13 protein-coding genes and 2 tRNA genes are annotated in these 17,841 nt (G+C 62.2%); 14 read left to right on the plus strand and 1 reads right to left on the minus strand.

From position 1 onward, the window contains the following. Nucleotides 1-44: 44 nt before the first annotated feature. Nucleotides 45-2,621: a leucine--tRNA ligase gene (gene leuS / locus ACKUUJ_RS00900; protein ID WP_409064347.1), complete on the plus strand. Its 2,577-nt coding sequence runs from the start codon at nucleotides 45-47 to the stop codon at nucleotides 2,619-2,621. Between the two features lie 104 nt (nucleotides 2,622-2,725). Here leuS and ACKUUJ_RS00905 read toward each other — a convergent pair whose 3' ends face one another. Next, the gene (locus ACKUUJ_RS00905; protein WP_409064348.1) at nucleotides 2,726-3,298 is read right to left on the minus strand and encodes a hypothetical protein; all 573 of its coding nucleotides are present in this window, start codon (nucleotides 3,296-3,298) and stop codon (nucleotides 2,726-2,728) included. Nucleotides 3,299-3,667: 369 nt separating this feature from the next. Here ACKUUJ_RS00905 and rimP point away from each other — a divergent pair, with 369 nt between their 5' ends. From rimP to ACKUUJ_RS00970, 13 genes are all read left to right on the plus strand, one after another. Continuing rightward, a complete protein-coding gene (rimP, locus tag ACKUUJ_RS00910) occupies nucleotides 3,668-4,162 on the plus strand; it encodes a ribosome maturation factor RimP (protein WP_128620602.1) in 495 nt (164 codons plus the stop codon). Nucleotide 4,163: 1 nt separating this feature from the next. Continuing rightward, nucleotides 4,164-5,411, plus strand: coding sequence for a transcription termination factor NusA (gene nusA / locus ACKUUJ_RS00915; RefSeq protein ID WP_117629484.1), 1,248 nt, complete (start codon nucleotides 4,164-4,166; stop codon nucleotides 5,409-5,411). 91 nt (nucleotides 5,412-5,502) lie between these two features. Further along, the gene (gene infB, locus ACKUUJ_RS00920; RefSeq protein WP_035138110.1) at nucleotides 5,503-8,217 is read left to right on the plus strand and encodes a translation initiation factor IF-2; all 2,715 of its coding nucleotides are present in this window, start codon (nucleotides 5,503-5,505) and stop codon (nucleotides 8,215-8,217) included. Nucleotides 8,218-8,228: 11 nt separating this feature from the next. Next, nucleotides 8,229-8,639 carry a 30S ribosome-binding factor RbfA gene (gene rbfA, locus ACKUUJ_RS00925; RefSeq protein ID WP_006234038.1) on the plus strand — a complete coding sequence of 137 codons (411 nt, stop codon included), beginning with the start codon at nucleotides 8,229-8,231 and terminating at the stop codon, nucleotides 8,637-8,639. Then, nucleotides 8,632-9,675 carry a DHH family phosphoesterase gene (locus tag ACKUUJ_RS00930; RefSeq protein WP_409064349.1) on the plus strand — a complete coding sequence of 348 codons (1,044 nt, stop codon included), beginning with the start codon at nucleotides 8,632-8,634 and terminating at the stop codon, nucleotides 9,673-9,675. Before rbfA ends, ACKUUJ_RS00930 begins: the two co-directional genes overlap by 8 nt. Nucleotides 9,676-9,690: 15 nt before the next feature. Beyond that, nucleotides 9,691-10,623 carry a tRNA pseudouridine(55) synthase TruB gene (gene truB, locus ACKUUJ_RS00935; RefSeq protein WP_409064350.1) on the plus strand — a complete coding sequence of 311 codons (933 nt, stop codon included), beginning with the start codon at nucleotides 9,691-9,693 and terminating at the stop codon, nucleotides 10,621-10,623. Then, on the plus strand, nucleotides 10,620-11,627 hold the full coding sequence (ribF, locus tag ACKUUJ_RS00940; protein ID WP_409064351.1) for a riboflavin biosynthesis protein RibF: 1,008 nt from the start codon (nucleotides 10,620-10,622) through the stop codon (nucleotides 11,625-11,627). Before truB ends, ribF begins: the two co-directional genes overlap by 4 nt. Continuing rightward, complete coding sequence (gene dnaG, locus ACKUUJ_RS00945; protein WP_409064352.1) at nucleotides 11,620-13,734, plus strand: DNA primase; 2,115 nt, start codon at nucleotides 11,620-11,622, stop codon at nucleotides 13,732-13,734. The genes ribF and dnaG overlap by 8 nt, the downstream gene beginning before the upstream one ends. A gap of 110 nt (nucleotides 13,735-13,844) precedes the next feature. Next, nucleotides 13,845-15,194: an RNA polymerase sigma factor RpoD gene (gene rpoD / locus ACKUUJ_RS00950; protein WP_409064353.1), complete on the plus strand. Its 1,350-nt coding sequence runs from the start codon at nucleotides 13,845-13,847 to the stop codon at nucleotides 15,192-15,194. Between the two features lie 213 nt (nucleotides 15,195-15,407). Beyond that, nucleotides 15,408-15,482: transfer RNA gene (locus tag ACKUUJ_RS00955), tRNA-Asn, on the plus strand. Nucleotides 15,483-15,516: 34 nt separating this feature from the next. After that, nucleotides 15,517-15,591: transfer RNA gene (locus ACKUUJ_RS00960), tRNA-Asn, on the plus strand. A 161-nt stretch (nucleotides 15,592-15,752) separates the two neighbouring features. Next, nucleotides 15,753-16,142, plus strand: a complete 390-nt coding sequence (locus tag ACKUUJ_RS00965) for an Asp23/Gls24 family envelope stress response protein (protein WP_006234031.1) — start codon at nucleotides 15,753-15,755, stop codon at nucleotides 16,140-16,142. 27 nt (nucleotides 16,143-16,169) lie between these two features. Next, complete coding sequence (locus ACKUUJ_RS00970) at nucleotides 16,170-17,831, plus strand: DAK2 domain-containing protein (RefSeq protein ID WP_118225807.1); 1,662 nt, start codon at nucleotides 16,170-16,172, stop codon at nucleotides 17,829-17,831. Nucleotides 17,832-17,841: the final 10 nt, after the last annotated feature.

Consider the following 17,841-nt stretch of genomic DNA (forward strand, 5'->3'; position numbering starts at 1 on the left):
CAAAGCCAAGCCGACCGACCCCAGCTAAGATTAAAGGAGCTGATATGTGCGATTGCACAGATCATAAGGACGAGGTCCCTGCCTACGATGCGCAGGCCATTGAGTCCAGGTGGATGAAGGCCTGGGAGGACTCCAACCTCTTTGCCGTCGACACCGACGACAGCAAGCCCAAAAAGTACGTGCTCGAGATGTTCCCGTATCCGTCGGGCGACCTGCACATGGGCCACGCGCGCAACTACACTATCGGCGATGCCATGGCCCGTCAGGCCCGCATGCGCGGCTATGACGTGCTGCATCCCATCGGCTTTGACGCCTTTGGCCTGCCTGCCGAGAACGCCGCCATCAAGCACAATACGCAGGCTGCCGCCTGGACGTATAAGAACATGGACCAGGCGCTCGCCACGATGAAGCGCATGGGCTTCTCCTACGATCTGGATCGCATGGTCAAGACCTGCAGCCCCGACTACTACCGCTGGGGCCAGTGGATCTTTGAGAAGATGTGGGAAAAGGGCCTGGTCTACCGTAAGAAGAACCCGGTCAACTGGTGCCCCACCTGCAAGACCGTTCTGGCCAACGAGCAGGTCACCGAGGGCAAGTGCTGGCGCTGCGGCACCGAGCCTGAGAAGCGCGACCTTGAGCAATGGTACTTCAAGATCACCGAGTACTCCCAGGAGCTGCTCGACGACCTGGAGAAGCTCCCCGGCTGGCCCGAGCGCGTCAAGCAGATGCAGGCCAACTGGATCGGTCGCTCCGAGGGCGCCGAGGTCGACTTTACCCTGTGCGACCAGGATGGCGAGCCCATCGAGGGCGATGAGGGCAAGATCACCGTCTTCACCACGCGTGCCGATACCCTTTTTGGCGTCTCCTTCTTTGTCCTGGCTCCCGAGTACGCCGGCCTGCACGAGCTCGTCGAGGGCACGGAGTACGAGGAGGCTGTCACCAAGATCGTCGAGGACTCCAAACACATCTCTGCCGTCGAGCGTGCCCAGGGCACCCTCGAGAAGCACGGTGCCTTCACGGGCCGCTATGTGGTAAACCCCGTCAACGGCGAGAAGGTCCCCGTGTGGGTTGCCGATTATGTCGTTGCAGACTACGGCACCGGCGCCGTCATGGCCGTTCCCTGTGGTGACCAGCGCGACTTTGAGTTTGCCCGCAAGTACGACCTGCCGATCGTGCCGATCATCCTGGACGATGACGATCGCGCCGCCGTCGAGGCCAGCGGCGAGACCATCGATACCTTCCATGCCGAGACCGTCGACTGGGATTGTGCCCACGCTGCCGAGGGCACGCTCGTCCAGTCCGGCAAATACACCGGCATGCGTGGCGGCAAGCACTCCGAGGGCGAGGCTGCGATCGTGGCCGACCTCGAGGCCATGGGTTGCGGCCGTCGCAAGGTCGAGTTCCGTCTGCGCGACTGGCTTATTTCCCGTCAGCGTTATTGGGGCAACCCCATCCCGGCCATCCACTGCGAACATTGCGGCATCGTGCCCGTGCCTGAGGATCAGCTGCCGGTGACGCTGCCCGAGAACCTGGACCTGGGCGCCGGCGAAACCCTCGCCGAGTGCAAGGAGTTCTACGAGACCACCTGCCCGGTCTGCGGCCGCCCGGCCAAGCGCGAGACCGATACCATGGACACCTTCACCTGCTCCAGCTGGTACTACCTGCGCTATACCGACCCGCACAACACCGAGCTGCCCTTCTCCAAGGAAGCCGCCGATCGTTGGATGCCCGTCGATAACTATATCGGCGGCATCGAGCACGCAATTCTGCACCTGCTCTACAGCCGCTTCTTTACCAAGGCACTGCGCGACCTGGGCCTGCTGAGTGTGGACGAGCCCTTCACCAACCTGCTGTGTCAGGGCATGGTCAAGGACGAGAACGGCGACACCATGTCCAAGTCCAAGGGCAATGTCGTGCCCCCGAGCTCGGTTATCGAGCCCTACGGTGCCGACACCATGCGTTTGGCGATCCTGTTTATCGCCCCGCCCGAGAAGGACTTCGACTGGGATCCCAAGGCCGTTGAGGGCGCCAACCGCTTCATCAAGCGCGCCTGGCGTATCGTTTGGCAGCTCGTCCAGTCCGGCGACGCCAACGTGGCCTTCGACAAGTCTGCGCTCGATGAGGTTGCTATGAAGCTCTATCGCGAGCGTCACCGCACCATCGCCAAGTGCACCGAGGACTTCGACCGCGGCCAGTTCAACACCGCCATCTCGGCCGTCATGGAGCTCGTCAACGCGGCGAGCGCCTACCTCAACGCCACCGAGGGTGCTGACCGCGACAAGGCCCTGTGCTACGGCGTGGCCAAGGACATCGTGAGCGTCCTGGCGCCCATCTGCCCGTTCTGGGCCGACGAGCTGTGGCACGAGGCACTCGGCTGCGAGGGCAACGCCTACACCGCCGCCTGGCCCGAGTTCGACCTGGCCGAGTCCGTTGAGGACACGGTGCAGATCGTGGTCCAGGTGCTCGGCAAGGTCCGCGGCCGCGTTGACGTTGCCCGCGATGCCTCCAACGAGGAGATGCAGGCTGCCGCCGAGGCCGCCGTCGCCAAGTGGCTCGAGGGCAAGACGGTCGTCAAGGCCATCTGCGTGCCCGGCAAGCTGGTCAACTTGGTGGTCAAGTAAGCGCTGCGCGCAAAGCTGACGCATAAAAGACGAGGGGCGATTCGGTTGGGTCGTCCCTCGTTTTGTGTTGTATGCCCTGCTTAGCCAGTGCGTCGCACCGTCTTCTATGGGATGTGTACCAGGTCCCTAAAGTAAACGTTGCCCGTTGCCTCTTCGAACATCCAAATGTTGAGATAGATGTCGTTGAGGTCGTTGTTCACATCAAAGTCCGGATCGTCGAAGGTGCCCACAAAGGTGAGCATGGCGCGCGTTTCCTCTCCAGCGGCGACTGGCTGGCGCATGCGCACATCGCGGACTGCGCCGTTGACGTAGGCAAATGAGTCCACATCCCCAAACATCATGTCGACACCGGTGTTGTTGGACACCGTAAAGACGAGCGCGGCGTCCCCGTAGCCGTCGGTGTCCTTGCCCACGCAGGTAACATGGACGTTCTCGTCTACCTCAAGGTCGATGGGGAACTGTTCTTGGGGCTCGGGACCCAGGCCCTGGGGATCGACGATGTCCTCGTCTATTTTGTCGAAGCTCCCCGATGGCGTCGTTTTCTCGATGGCTTTTGTGCTGCCAGGGTTCGGTTCGCATTTTTCGGTTTTGCCATTCGCGTTGCCGCAGCCCAAGAGGGCCAACGAGCACGTTGCGATGGCGAGTGCAGTCATGCAGGGGGTGCCTAGACGTTTCATGGGTGTCTCCTTGCCGTAGAGGATTTGGAAATGTTCGTCGTTGCGCGACTTGCTGGCTGGCTTGTTGCAGAATGTCCCTTAGCGTAAGTCTGTTCGATAGGGGCTCGGGGAGGAATGCCCTTGGGGTCCGAACGGGCCTGTGGATTGGGACGCATGGCCCGTTTTGGGGCTGTTGAGGGCGTGCCGCATGGGGCTCCTCGGTCAATTGTCCTATTCTTATGGAGAAGCTGTGCGCACGCTGACCTGCAGGTTCGTACTGTGCTTGCACGTTTCCGCAGCTATTGGTATAGTTTGCTTGCAAATGAAGTTGTAATTGAAAGAAGTGGGGTTTCGGCCCCGCTTCTTTTTTGTATGGATGGAGGTGCCGCAATGGTCAAGACCAAGACCGAGCAGGCGATCATCGACGCGCTCGAGGCCGTCGCTCCCCAGCACGATGTCGATATCGTCGACGTCGAGCTCGTGGGTGCCACCAAGGCCCCCTGCGTGCGCGTGCGTATCGAGGGTGCCGAGGGTCAGAGCCTGTCGCTCAACGACGTCACGGCCAACACCAAGTGGGTCGGCGATGTGATTGAGGAGCTCGACCCCATCTCTTCGAGCTATACGCTCGAGGTGTCGAGCCCGGGTATGGCGCGCCCGCTGCGCCGCCCGTGCGACTTTGCCCGCTTTGTGGGCGAGAACTGTGAACTCACCTCCACCGCCACCGAGGGCCGTCGCAAGTACGCCGGCAAGATTGCCGCCGCCACCGAGACGAACGTGACCCTCGAGCTCGAGGACGGCGAGTCCGTTACCCTCGATTTCTCTGATGTTAAAAAGTGCAAGTTGAAGCCCACCTACGACTTCAAGCCCGCGAAGGAAGGAAAGTAAGATGGCAGCATCCGACATGATGTCCGCCCTGATGGAGCTTTGCCAGGAGAAGCACATCGACCAGCTCTACCTGATCGACCGCCTGGAGCAGTCGCTCGCCAAGAGCTATGCCGAGATCCTGCATCTTGAGTGGGGCGCCAAGGTGACCATCGACCGCACCACCGGCAAGATCTATGTCTACCGCCTGGAGCCGATCGACGATTCCATGGACGAGGAGGGCAACTTCACCGAGTTCGAGGAGATCGACGTCACCCCCAAGAACACGAGCCGCATCGCTGCCCAGCACGCCAAGGCCGAGATCAACGCCATCGTGCGTAACTCCGCCCGCGAGCAGATCTACGAGGAGTTCTCCGGCCGCATCGGTGACCTCATCAGCGGTACCGTGCTGCAGTCCACGCCCGACTTCACGATCGTCAAGATTCGCGAGGGCGTCGAGGCCGAGCTGCCGCACTTCGATCAGCGTCGTTACGAGAACGAGCGCAATGAGCGTCCGATGGGCGAGCGCTACCTGCACAACCAGCACATCAAGGCCGTGATCATCGACGTTCGCGACCCCAACTCCAACCTGCAGCCGGTTCGTGGCGAGCACAGCCGTCCGCCGATTGTCATCTCCCGTACCCACCCCGAGCTCATGCGTCGCCTGTTTGAGCAGGAGGTGCCCGAGATCTATGAGGGCACTGTCCAGATCAAATCGATCGCCCGCGAGCCCGGCCAGCGCTCCAAGGTCGCCGTCCACTCGCTCGACGACCGTCTGGATCCCGTGGGCGCCTGCGTCGGCCCCAAGGGCAGCCGTGTTCGCGCTGTCGTGGGCGAGCTCCGTGGCGAGCGCGTCGACGTCATCCTGTGGGATGCCGATCCTGCCGTCTACGTCGCCAACGCCCTGTCGCCCGCTAAGGTCACCCGCGTCCTCATCGACGAGGAGAAGGCCTACGCCGGCGTCATCGTGCCCGACGACCAGTTGTCCCTCGCCATCGGCAAGGAGGGCCAGAACGCCCGCCTCGCCGCGCGCCTGACCGGCTGGCACATCGACATCAAGTCCGAGACGCTTGCCGCCGACATCCTCAAGAACGTTCCCGTTCACGAGGAGCCCGCCGCCGACCTGATCGGTGACGAGGAGGACGAGGACGTCCGCCGCTGCGAGTACGTGTCCGAGGACGGCGTCCAGTGCCGCAACCAGGCTCGTCCCGGCTCCCGTTTCTGCGGTGTCCATGACACCGACGCCTTCGATGATGCGGAGGATCTGATCTAGCGCGCGGTCGCGCCGGGCGGGTCCCGGCGCGTCTCCCACGCTCGTTCAGTCTCTAGGCACCCAAGGTGCCAGAAAGGGTAGGTGAAGTCATATGGCAAAAGTCCGTGTGTCCACCCTGGCCAAAGAGTTCGGCATGACCTCCAAGGAACTGATGGGTCATCTCGCCGATATGAAGATTCCCGCTAAGTCCGCTTCCTCCACCTTGGAGGACGCTTATGTCGCTATGGTCCGCAAGCAGCTCGCCTCGGTGATCGAGGCCCGCGCCCAGGAAGTCGAGGCCGCCAAGCAGGCCGAGGAGCAGGCGGCTGCCGCCGAGGAGGCCGCACGCGCCGCCGAGGCCGAGCGCGAGCGCATCGCCGCCGAGAAGGCACGCGAGGAGGAGCGTCGCCAGTTTGCCGCAGCCCAGGCTGCTGAGGAGGCTGCCCGCGCCGAGGCCGAGGCCAAGAAGAAGGCCGAGCAGGAGCGCCTTGCCCGCGAGAAGGAGGAGGCTGCCCGCGAGGCCCAGCGCCGCGCCGTTCCCGCTTCCGACTCCGGTTCCCGCTTCCGTTCGCTGCTCGACCAGATCGCCGCACAGGAGACCGTGCTCAAGGAGAAGAAGGACGCCGAGGACAAGGCCAAGGCCGAGCGCGCCGCCGAGCGCGGTAACCGTCGTGGCGGCAACAACGACCGTCGCGGTGGCCGTCGTAACGATCGCAACGCTTCCGACAACAACTCCGAGCGCAACGCCTCCGAGAGCCGTCCGCACAGCCATCGCACCAACGCCAGCAACAACGTCGCTGCCGGCATGGACTTCCCCAACCCCGACAAGCAGGGCAAGGGCAAGAAGCGCAAGGGCGGTCACAACAACGAAGAGGACCACTACAGCCGCATGGCTCGCGAGGCCGAGGAGTACAGCCGCGAGAAGGTGCTCGAGGAGGCTCGTGCCGCCGTCGAGGAGGCCTCTCGCGAGTCCACCGGTCGCCGCAAGAAGCGCAAGGAGAAGCGCGAGCGCGAGGCTGCCAAGGCTCAGGAGGAGCGCAAGATAGAGGAGGCGCTGGCCCAGGGCGTGAACCCCGAGGACCTCGACGCCATCAAGGTCTCCCAGGGCGTTACCGTCCAGGAGCTTGCCGAGGCGCTCGACGTTCCGGCCAACGACATCATCAAGCGCCTGTTCCTGCTGGGTACGCCGCTCACCATGACGCAGTCCATGTCCGACGACCTCGTCGAGCTCGTCGCCGACGACCTGGGCCGCCAGATCAAGATCATCACCCCCGAGGAGGAGAACACCTTCTCGTTCTACGACGATCCCGCCGACCTTAAGCCGCGCGCCCCGGTCGTCACCGTCATGGGTCACGTCGACCACGGCAAGACGTCGCTGCTCGACGCCATCCGTCACACCGGCGTCGCTGCCGGCGAGGCGGGCGGCATTACGCAGGCCATCGGCGCTTCGCAGGTCATGATCAACGACCGCAAGATCACCTTTATCGATACCCCGGGTCACGCCACCTTTACGGCTATGCGTGCCCGTGGTGCCAAGGTGACCGACATCGTCATTCTGATCGTGGCTGCCGACGACGGTGTCATGCCCCAGACGGTCGAGTCGATTAACCACGCCAAGGCTGCCGGCGTACCCATCGTCGTTGCCGTCAACAAGATCGATAAGCCGGGCGCCAACCCCGACCGTGTGCGTCAGGAGCTCACCGAGTACGGAGTCATCCCCGAGGAGTGGGGCGGACAGAACATGTTCGTCAACATCTCGGCTAAGCAGAAGATCGGTATCGACGAACTTCTGGAGACCGTGCTGCTCCAGGCCGACGTGCTCGAGCTCAAGGCCAACCCGGACACCTTTGCCTCCGGCAACGTCCTCGAGGCCAAGCTCGACAAGGGCCGCGGCTCGGTCGCTACCGTGCTCGTGACCCGCGGTACCCTGCACGTGGGCGATACGCTGGTCGCCGGCCTTACCTACGGCCGCGTCCGCGCCATGCTCGACCCCAAGGGCCGCGCCGTCACCGAGGCCGGTCCCTCCGACGCCGTCGAGATTTTGGGCCTGCAGTCCGTGCCCAACGCCGGCGACGAGTTCCGCGTGTTCGAGGACGAGCGCGAGGCACGCGCCCTGGCCGACGAGCGTTCGCTGAAGGCCCGTATCGAGGAGCAGAGCCGCGTGAAGCACGTCACGCTCGAGAACCTCTTCGAGACCATCGCCGACGCCGAGGTCAAGGAGCTCAACCTGATCATCAAGGCCGACGTCCAGGGTTCCATCGAGGCTCTTCAGGACTCGCTCGACAAGATGGATCAGTCCGAGGTCCGCATCAACACGATCCACTCCGCTGTCGGCGCCATCAACGAGACCGACGTCGTCCTGGCCGACGCCTCCAACGCCATCATCATCGGCTTTGGCGTCCGTCCCGACGGTAAGGCTCGCTCCGCCGCCGAGCGCGAGGGCGTCGAGATCCGTTGCTACGACGTCATCTACAAGTGCCTCGAGGAGCTCGACGCCGCCCGTATCGGCATGCTCAAGCCCACCGAGGTCGAGGTCGCCACGGGTACCGCGACCGTCCTGGACACCTTCAAGGTGCCCAAAGTCGGTATCGCCGCCGGTGTCCGCGTCGAGGAGGGCGAGATCGCCGCGACCGATTCCGTGCGTCTGGTGCGCGACGGCATCGTGGTCTTCAACGGCAAGATCGCCTCGATGCGCCACTACAAGGACGAGGCCAAGAGCCTCAAGAGCGGTTCCGAGGGCGGTATTGGCCTGGAGAACTTCCAGGACATCAAGCCCGGTGACCAGATCGAGGGTTACCGTATCGACCAGGTTGCCCGTACCGAGTAGGGGGTAGCGCTATGAAGCAAACGCAGGCAACCCGCCGACTGGGCGAGCAGCTTCGCGAGAAGCTCGGTTATATCCTGCTCTTTGAGGTTTCCGATCCGCGTCTCGACCTGGTTACTTTGACCGCGGTCGAAGTCGCGGTGGACCGTTCGTTCGCGCGCGTGTACGTGTCGTGCGATGCGAGCCGCTACGACGAGGTCATGGAGGCGCTCGCTAGCGCTAAGGGCCGTATTCGCAGCCTGTTGGCTCGCTCGCTCGATTGGCGTGTTACGCCCGAGCTCGATTTTCGCATCGATCGCTCGACCGATGAGGCCGAGCGCATCACGCGTGCGCTGGAAAATGTTCCCGCCACGCTTGCGATCGAAAAGGACGAGGACGGCTATCCGATAGCGGATGCCGCCCAGGAGGCAGCTTTAGATGACTAATTCCGCCGACCTCGCCTCGTGCGAGTCTGCAGATATTCAGCGACGCATCCTCGAGCTCATCGAGGGTGCGTCCTCCATTGCGATTTCGGGACATACTTCTCCCGATGGCGACGCCTTGGGCTCCGTATTGGGTCTGGGCCTTTCGCTCATGAAGTTTTTCCCCAGCAAGGACATTGCGCTGCTGCTGGCAGACGATGACCCGGTTCCGCGTATCTACCGCTTTATGGAAGGCTCCGATCGCCTGGTGCCGGCATCTGCGTACGCCGGCAATCCTGACCTGTTCATCTCGGTGGACGTACCGGTCGTCGAGCGCCTCAATAATTCTGCCGAGGTGCTTCGTCGCTCCAAGCATGTGGTGTGCTTCGATCATCATCCGGCGCGCGAGGAGTTTGCCGAGCTCAGTCTGAGGCGCGTCGATGCCGCGGCCTGCGCCATGATCATCGACCGTTTCTTGGACAATTGCGGCATTGTCGCACGTGACGGCGTCGCGACCTGCTTGCTGTGCGGCTTGGTGACCGACACCGGTCGTTTCCAGTACCAGAACGCCGATGCTGCCGCGTTCCATGCTGCTTCGCGCCTGGTGGCGCATGGCGCCAATCCGGCTCGTGTCGCACTCGAGGTCTATCAGAGCATGCGCGTCGAGTTTTTGCACCTCAAGTCCATTGTCATGGGCCGTATCAAGACGGTCGCGCACGGGCGCGTGGCGTATAGCTATGCCTTCCAGAGCGACCTTGAGGCCTGCGGCGTCACCTCGGATGAATGTGACGGTCTGGTCGATGTGGTGCGTTCGGTGATGGGCGTCGAGGTCTGCCTGTTCTTAAAGGGCATCGACGGCGATACCAAGGTGCGCGGCAACCTGCGCTCCAAGGGTGACCTCGATGTGTCCGAGATCGCTGCCAACTTTGGCGGTGGCGGGCATCATGCCGCCGCCGGCTTTTCCAACAACGGAACAATTCGCGAGACGCTCGCCGTGGCACTTCCCATGCTGGCCGAGCTGGTGGGGGAGGATCCCGCTTCGGTGACCGTCGAGCTTTAACTTTTTGGATGGTACATGGCTCGTCGTACGCCTTCTCAACTGAATATGCTGCTCGCCGTCGATAAGCCGGTGGGCTGCACGTCCCACGATGTGGTCTCGCAATGCCGACGCGCCCTCCATGAGCGGCGCGTCGGCCATGCCGGCACGCTCGACCCCATGGCATCCGGCGTCATGGTGGTGGGCGTGGGCCAGGCTACTCGTCTGCTGGGCATGCTAACCCTCGATACCAAAAGCTATGTCGCCGACATCTCGTTTGGCGCCGAGACCAATACCGATGATGCGGAGGGCGAGGCGGTCCGCACGGTGGCTGTTGCCAACGAGCTCCGCGATCCTGCCTATGCTCGTGAGCGCTTGGCCGCCATGCTGGGCCCGCAGATGCAGGTGCCGCCGGCGTTTTCTGCTATCTCGGTCAATGGCGTTCGCGCCTACAAGTCTGCTCGCGAGGGCAATGCGGTGGACCTACCTCCGCGCCCCGTCGAGGTCTATGCCGCCGACCTGATCGCCGTGGGCGGCGAAGGTGATACGTGTGTGTGGACCGTGGCGTTCTCGGTGAGCAAGGGCACCTATATCCGTGCGCTCGCTCGCGACCTGGGCCGCGCTTGCGATAGCGCCGCGCATATTTCCGCGCTGCGCCGCACGGCTTCCGGTGTTGTTTCCATTGGCGCTTGTCATGCGGTCGAGGAGCTTTCTCCCGAGTCCGCGGCTGGCTTTGCCCTGGATCCCATTGCGGCCCTGGGCGCCACACGTGTTGACTTGCCGGGCAATCTTGCCGACGACCTGCTCTGCGGCCGACGCATTCCCGTTGAGCGTGCGCTTGCCGATTTCGATTCCTCGAAGGCGCCGTTTGCGTTGGTGCTCGATGGGGGACTCAGGGCGCTCGCCCGCATTGAGGGCGGCCGCTTTGTCATGGAGCACGTGTTTCCGCAGGCAATCGGCGGTGTTCGATGATGTTGTCCGCTCGCGAGCTCGCGCGTGTCTTTTTCGCGGGCGAGTCGGACGAGGCTCGCATCGTTGCTGCCGATACGTTTGATGAGTGTGAGCACTTGGGTGCCGCTTCAATCGCCATTGGCGTGTTCGACGGCGTTCACCGTGGACACCAGGAACTCATCGAAGCGCTTGTCCGTGATGCCCGTGCCCATGGCTGTAAGGCGGTCGTGGTTACCTTCGATCCCGACCCGGACGTTGTGGTGAGCCCTTCGCCCGCTCAAAAATTGATGACGACGGCCGACCGTCTGCATGCCTTGGCTCAAACCGGGGTCGATGCGGTGGTGGCCGTTCCCTTTACGCCTGAGGTTGCGGCGCTTGACCATGTTGATTTTCTCTCGCTGGTGTCGCGTCTGGTCGACATTCGATCGATTCGCGTTGGCAGTGACTTTAGGCTGGGTCGTGGCGGTGCTTCTGGTGTTGCCGAGATGCGCTCCTGGGGTTCCGAGCACGGCGTTGACGTGTATGGTCACGACCTGCTTTGCGAGGGCGGTGAGGCCATTTGCGCCACCCGCATTCGTCATGAGCTGGGACAGGGCCATGTGGAGCTTGCTGCTGAGTTACTCGGCCGTCCGTATATGGTGCGTGGCGGTGTTATTCGCGGCCGTCACGAGGGTTCTGGCATGGGCTTTCCCACGGCAAACTTGCAGGTTCCCGACGGCATTCAGGTGCCAGCCGATGGCGTGTATGAGGGTCTGGTGCTGGTCAATGACATCGTGTGGCCCGCTGCCGTTAACGTCGGACTGCCGCCGACGTATGCCGACGATGCCGCTTCGGCGCATCTCGAGGCCAACTTAATTGGTTATACGGGCGACCTGTACGGCGCTTTCGTTTCGCTGGCGTTTACGCGCTGGCTGCGTCCCTCGCGTGTGTTCGATTCGCTGGATGAGTTGATCGCGACCGTCGAGGGTAATATCGAAGATATTCGTCACAACTTGGGCGATCAGGGGGTGAGCATTCGTGATTAGCGATGAGGAAAAAGACCAGGTACGCGCTGCGTCTGACTTGGTTGCCATCGTGCAGGAAACGGTTGAGCTCAAGCCCCGCGGCCATGAGTTTTGGGGCTGCTGCCCCTTCCATGGCGAAAAGACGCCGTCCTTCCACATTATTCCCGCCACGCAGGTGTGGCATTGCTTTGGCTGCGGCGAGGGTGGCGACGTCTTCACCTATATCATGAAGCGCGAGAACCTGAGCTTTCCCGAGTCAATCCGTTATTTGGCCGATCGCGCAGGTATTGAGCTGCACGACACCGGAGATCGCCGCGAGCGCGGTACTAAGCGTGCCCGCATCTACGATCTGTGCGCCGAGACCGCCCAGTTCTACCACACCATGCTTATGCGCGGTAAGGACGGTCGTCCGCGCGAGTACTTTGCCAGCCGCGGCATGGGTGGCGACGTCTGCCGCCGCTACTGCCTGGGCTTTGCACCAGGCCGTAACGCGCTGGTGTCGCACCTGTCCCAGGCGGGTTTTACCCCGCAGGAGATGATCGACGCCAATGTTGCCGTGAGCCGCGGGCGCGGGCAGCTTGCCGACCGCTTCTACGACCGTGTGATGTTCCCCATCTTTGACGAGCAGGGTCACAACATTGCCTTTGGCGGTCGCATTATGGGCGACGGCCAGCCTAAGTACCTCAACACCGCCGAGACGAGCGTGTTTCATAAAAAGCGAAACCTCTACGGTTTTAATTGGGCCAAGGAGTTTATCGTCGCGCAGGATACCGCCATCGTGGTGGAGGGCTATACCGATTGCATCGCCTGCTGGGAGGCGGGGATTAAAAACGTCGTCGCCACGTTGGGCACGGCGTTGACGGAACATCACGTCAAGACGCTCACTCGCTTTGCCAAGCGCATCGTGTATATGTTTGACGGCGATGCCGCGGGCCAGAAGGCCGCTCGCCGTGCGATTCAGTTTATCGAGCAGGATTCGATGGATCTGCGCTGCGTGGTGCTGCCCGACGGCAACGATCCCATGGAGTTCATCACGGCGCATGGTGGACAGGAGCTGCAGGCGCGCATCGACGCTGCCGAGCCCCTCATGGACTTTGTCTACCGTTCGCTGCAGGAGTCGAGCGATATTACCACGCCGGGCGGTCGCGCCAAGGCGCTGGAGGACGCTCTCACGCTCATCTATCCGCTGCGCGATAGCTATATGATCGATACGTACTTTATCCAGATTGCCGATCTGCTGGGTTTGGATCTGGAGACCGTGCGTGCGAGCTCGGGCCGCGTGTTTCGCGATGTCGCCAAGCGCGAGGATGCAGAGCGCCGCCGTGAGCAGAACTATGAGCGCCAGAGGGCACGGGCCGAGCGCTCTGGAAACGCAGGCGGTCGGGCGTCTAGTTCGCAGGGGGCGCCGCGCGGCACCTGGACGTCGGGCGCGACGCCGCCAGTGTCCACACCGGTCGAGGAAGACCCGTACGACTATGTGCCGCTCGAGGCCTATGAGGCCGCGCCAGTCGGTGTCGTCGACGATATGCCGCCGATCGATGTGCCGGTTGGCATGGATGGTGCGGCGCCGGTTGCCGATGCAACGGGCACGCCCGCAGCTCCGGCGATGCCGATCGTGCTCACTGATCTGGAGCGGAAGTCGCTGGCGGGGGAGCGCGAGCTGCTGACGATGCTCACGAGCTACCCCGACCTGTTCCGCACGTATGCCGACCGCATCTGCTCGATCGAGTGGGTGGATCCGCGCCACGAGTCCATCGCGTGGGCCGTGCTCGCGACGCCGCCGGGCACCGACCCCGCGGCGTGCATGGATGCGGCGCGCGCGGTATGTCCCGAGGCGGCATCGCTTGTCAGTGCCGGACGCATCTCGGCGACGAGCAAGCACCCCACCGAGACGAACATCGTGTTTATGCTCGATACCCTCGAGCTCTACACCATCAAGCGCCGCATGCGCGCCGCACAGGCCAAGCTTCGCCAGGACCGGTCGCTCGACGATGAGGCGCGCCGTGTGCTGACGATGCAGGCGATGCAAGATTCTCAGCGCCAGCGCGAACTCCAAAAGTCGATCGGCGGCGTGGCAGACCCGTTCCGTTTGATCGGTTTGGAGACCGCGGACGCCGACCAGGCCTAGATGTTGTGGTCAACCAGCGTATTCGCGCCTATATCCAGTCTGAATTTTGGGTATAGACGTCACTGTGTGTGCTAAAGTATTGAGTCCTGTGGACTATGAAGGGAGAATCTGTGCCAAAAAAGACTGAGAGCACGGGTACTGGGCTGGAATCCTACGTTGCAAAGCTCATGGGCAACGGCTCAAACAGGACTTCGGTAACCGAGGACGAGATTCAGGTCGCCCTGAAGGATATCGATGTAACTGATGAGCAGCTCACCGCGGTGTATTCCGCGCTGCGCAACAGCGGCATCCAGATTATCTCCGCGAGCGGTAACGACGACGCCCCCATGGACGTCGACGATGACGATAACGATACCGATACCGACGACTTTGGTGACGATGACGAGCACGATTCCGGCTCGCTCGACGATCACGAGCTCAAGATGGCCCGTCAGGCCGATGCCGAGATGGGCTCCTCCAAGAGCAAGAAGAAGCGCACCGTGCGCACGTCCCGTTCGCGTTCGCGCGTGCGCGGTATCGACGCCTCCACGGTGATGCTGACCGGCGACCCTGTCCGCATGTACCTCAAGGAGATCGGCAAGGTCGACCTGCTGACCGCCTCCGAAGAGGTCGATCTGGCTATGAAGATCGAGGCGGGTCTCGAGGCCACTGAGAAGCTCGAGGCCTCCGAGGCGGGCGAGCTTGAGCTCACGCGTTCCGAGATGCGTCGTCTGACCCGTATCGAGAATGTCGGTCTTGAGGCCAAGCAGGCACTCATTAGCGCCAACCTGCGTCTGGTCGTTTCCATCGCCAAGCGCTATGTCGGTCGCGGCATGCTGTTCCTGGACTTGATCCAGGAGGGCAACCTCGGTCTGATTCGTGCTGTCGAGAAGTTCGACTACCAGAAGGGCTTCAAGTTCTCCACGTACGCCACGTGGTGGATCCGTCAGGCCATTACGCGCGCTATCGCCGACCAGGCCCGTACCATCCGTATTCCCGTGCACATGGTCGAGACCATCAACAAGCTCGTCCGCGTGCAGCGCCAGCTTCTCCAGGACCTGGGCCGCGACCCGACCCCCGAGGAGATCGGTGCCGAGATGGACATGAGCGCCGATCGTGTCCGCGAGATCCAGAAGATTTCGCAGGAGCCCGTGTCGCTCGAAACTCCTATCGGCGAGGAAGAGGATTCTCAGCTGGGCGACTTCATCGAGGACTCCCAGGCCATCGTTCCGCCCGATGCGGCCAGTTTCTCCATGCTGCAGGAACAGCTCACCCAGGTGCTCGATTCGCTTGCCGATCGCGAGCGCAAGGTTATCGAGCTGCGCTTTGGCCTAGTTGACGGACATCCCCGCACGCTCGAGGAGGTCGGTCGCGAGTTTGGCGTCACGCGCGAGCGCATTCGCCAGATCGAGTCCAAGACCCTGGCCAAGCTCCGTCACCCCAGCCGCAGCAGCAAGCTCAAGGACTATATTGAGTCTTAACCTCGCAAGCAAGAAGCGCCCTCAAGCACATCCGCTTGAGGGCGCTTTCATGTAGTCGTTGGGTGTAGTCATTGGGGACGTTCTTGAATGACTAGTCGTTTAAGAACGTCCCCAATGACTAATTGACTAGGTCGGAAAAATTCTCAAAAAAGTTCTTGCCCTGAGCTGATTCGTCCGTATAATAAACTTCGTTGCTTGAGAGCACGCACCTATTCCTCGGTAGCTCAATGGTAGAGCACGCGGCTGTTAACCGCGCTGTTGTAGGTTCGAGTCCTACCCGGGGAGCCAGAATTTCTCAGCCCATTCTGCTGGGCTTTTAAATTCCTCGGTAGCTCAATGGTAGAGCACGCGGCTGTTAACCGCGCTGTTGTAGGTTCGAGTCCTACCCGGGGAGCCAGGTTGTAAAACCCGTCGCTTATGCGGCGGGTTTTTTCATGCCGCGATCGGCTGTCGCGAACGTTGCCGTATCAACATTTCGTGTCGAGGATGTAATCGTGAACCCCGCCGCCCTAACATGGCGTGGTCGTTGTAGAATATTGCAATGATTGCTCCCACGACATGGTGCCGCGAGCACCAGAAAAGGAGATTCTTGTGTCTGAGACCATTAACGGCAGCTTGAGCGTCTCGAATGACGTTATTGCCGATATTGCCGGTTATGCCGCGATGACGTGCTACGGCGTCGTCGGTATGGCCGAGCAGCTCCAGGGCGCCGAGAGCGTGCGCCTGCTTGCCGGTCAGCGCCTCCGCAAGGGCGTGCTTGTCTCCGCCGATGAGAACGGCCTCACGGTCGACCTTCACGTTGTGCTCGAGAACGGCGTCAACATGAAGTCCGTCTGCCACAATCTTTCGAGCTCCGTTGCCTTCACCCTGCAGGAGATCGCCCAGATCGATCCCGCCAGCCTTAAGATCGGCATTCACATCGACGCGCTCAAGAGCCGTCTGAACTAGCATCCGAAAACGGAGATTCTAACACCCATGATTGCAAAGACCATTCGCACCTGTTTTCCGATCGCTGCGGCTGCCGTTTCCGACAAGGCCGAGGAGATCAACAAGCTCAACGTCTTCCCCGTACCCGATGGCGATACCGGCACCAACATGTCGCTCACGCTCGCCTCGGTGACCAAGGAGCTTTCTGCTCTTCCTGCCGACGCTGACATGGAAGCCATTGCCGGCGCCATCACCCACGGCTCCCTCATGGGCGCCCGCGGTAACTCCGGCGTTATTACGTCGCAGATTCTGCGCGGCGTGGCCGAGGGCCTTGTCTCTGCCGACGAGCCCATTACGTCCGCCAACATCGCCTTCGCCTTCCGTCGCGCCGTCAAGGTCGCCTTCCAGGCTGTCCGCAAGCCCATCGAGGGCACGATTCTCACGGTCCTGCGCGATGTTTCGACCAAGGCTGATGAGTGCGAGAAGAAGAAGTTCTCGGCAGAGGATGCGCTCGATGCCATCGTCGTCGAGGCATACCAGTCCGTCGCCCGCACGCCCGACCTGCTGCCCGTTCTGAAGGAGAACGGCGTGGTCGACTCCGGCGCCTTTGGATTTGCCATTTTCCTCGAGAACTTTGTGGCTGCCGCTCTTGGCCGCAGCACCGTTGTCGAGGATTTCTCCGCTACGTTTGATTCCGCAGGCTCTGCCCGCGATGCCGCTCTTGGCCGTGTTGAGATTGAGGCCAATGACGACTGGGAGGGCTCGGAGTTCCGTTACTGCAATGAGTTCCTGTTTAAGGCAGACGCCCCGTTTGACGAGGACGAGTGCCTTAAGTTCCTGGGCTCCATGGGCGACTGCGAGCTGCTCGTTGGCGCTTACCCCGATTACAAGATTCACGTGCACTCCAACACCCCCAACCTGGTGCTCGAGCACATGCTGCAGCTTGGTCAGATCTACGAGGTCTTTATCCACAACATGGAGATGGAGGCCCACGACCGTACCGCCAAGATTCATGAGGACCAGGAGAAGGCTGCCGAGCCCGCCAAGGCGCTGGGCTTTGTCGCCGTTGCCGCCGGTTCGGGCGAGGCCGATATCCTCAAGTCCCTCGGCGTTGACGTGATCGTCTCGGGTGGCCAGACCATGAACCCCTCGACCGCCGACCTGCTGGGCGCCGTCGACCAGGTCAACGCGACCTCGGTCATCATCCTGCCCAACAACGGCAACATCCGCATGGCTGCCGAGGCCGCTGCCTCTGCCTGCACCGATAAGAAGGTCGCCGTCGTTCCCACTAAGACCGTTCCCCAGGCGTTCTCCGCGCTGTTCGCCGTCCTGCCCGATTCCGAGCTCGAGGACGCCGTCGCCGCTATGGTCGACGCCATCAGCGAGGTCCGCGATGGCGAGGTCACCCGCGCCGTGCGCGACTCCAGCGCCTCGGACGGCTCTCCGATTCACTCCGGTGACGTCATGGGTATCATCGCCGGTTCCATCGACGTGGTCGGCTCCGATGTGAAACAGGTCACCCTCGACTGCATCAACCGTATGCAGGAGGAAGAGGAGGGCGACGCGCTGACGATTCTGGCCGGCGAGGAACTGTCCGACGAGGCCTTCCAGGAGATCGTCGACGCCATCGAGGAAGCTCAGCCCGACCTGGAGGTCGATGCCCATCGTGGCGAGCAGCCGCTCTATCCCGTGATCTTCTCGATCGAGTAGGCATCTGAAC

It is taken from the genome of Collinsella sp. wc0583, assembly GCF_046116915.1.
Taxonomy (GTDB): domain Bacteria; phylum Actinomycetota; class Coriobacteriia; order Coriobacteriales; family Coriobacteriaceae; genus Collinsella.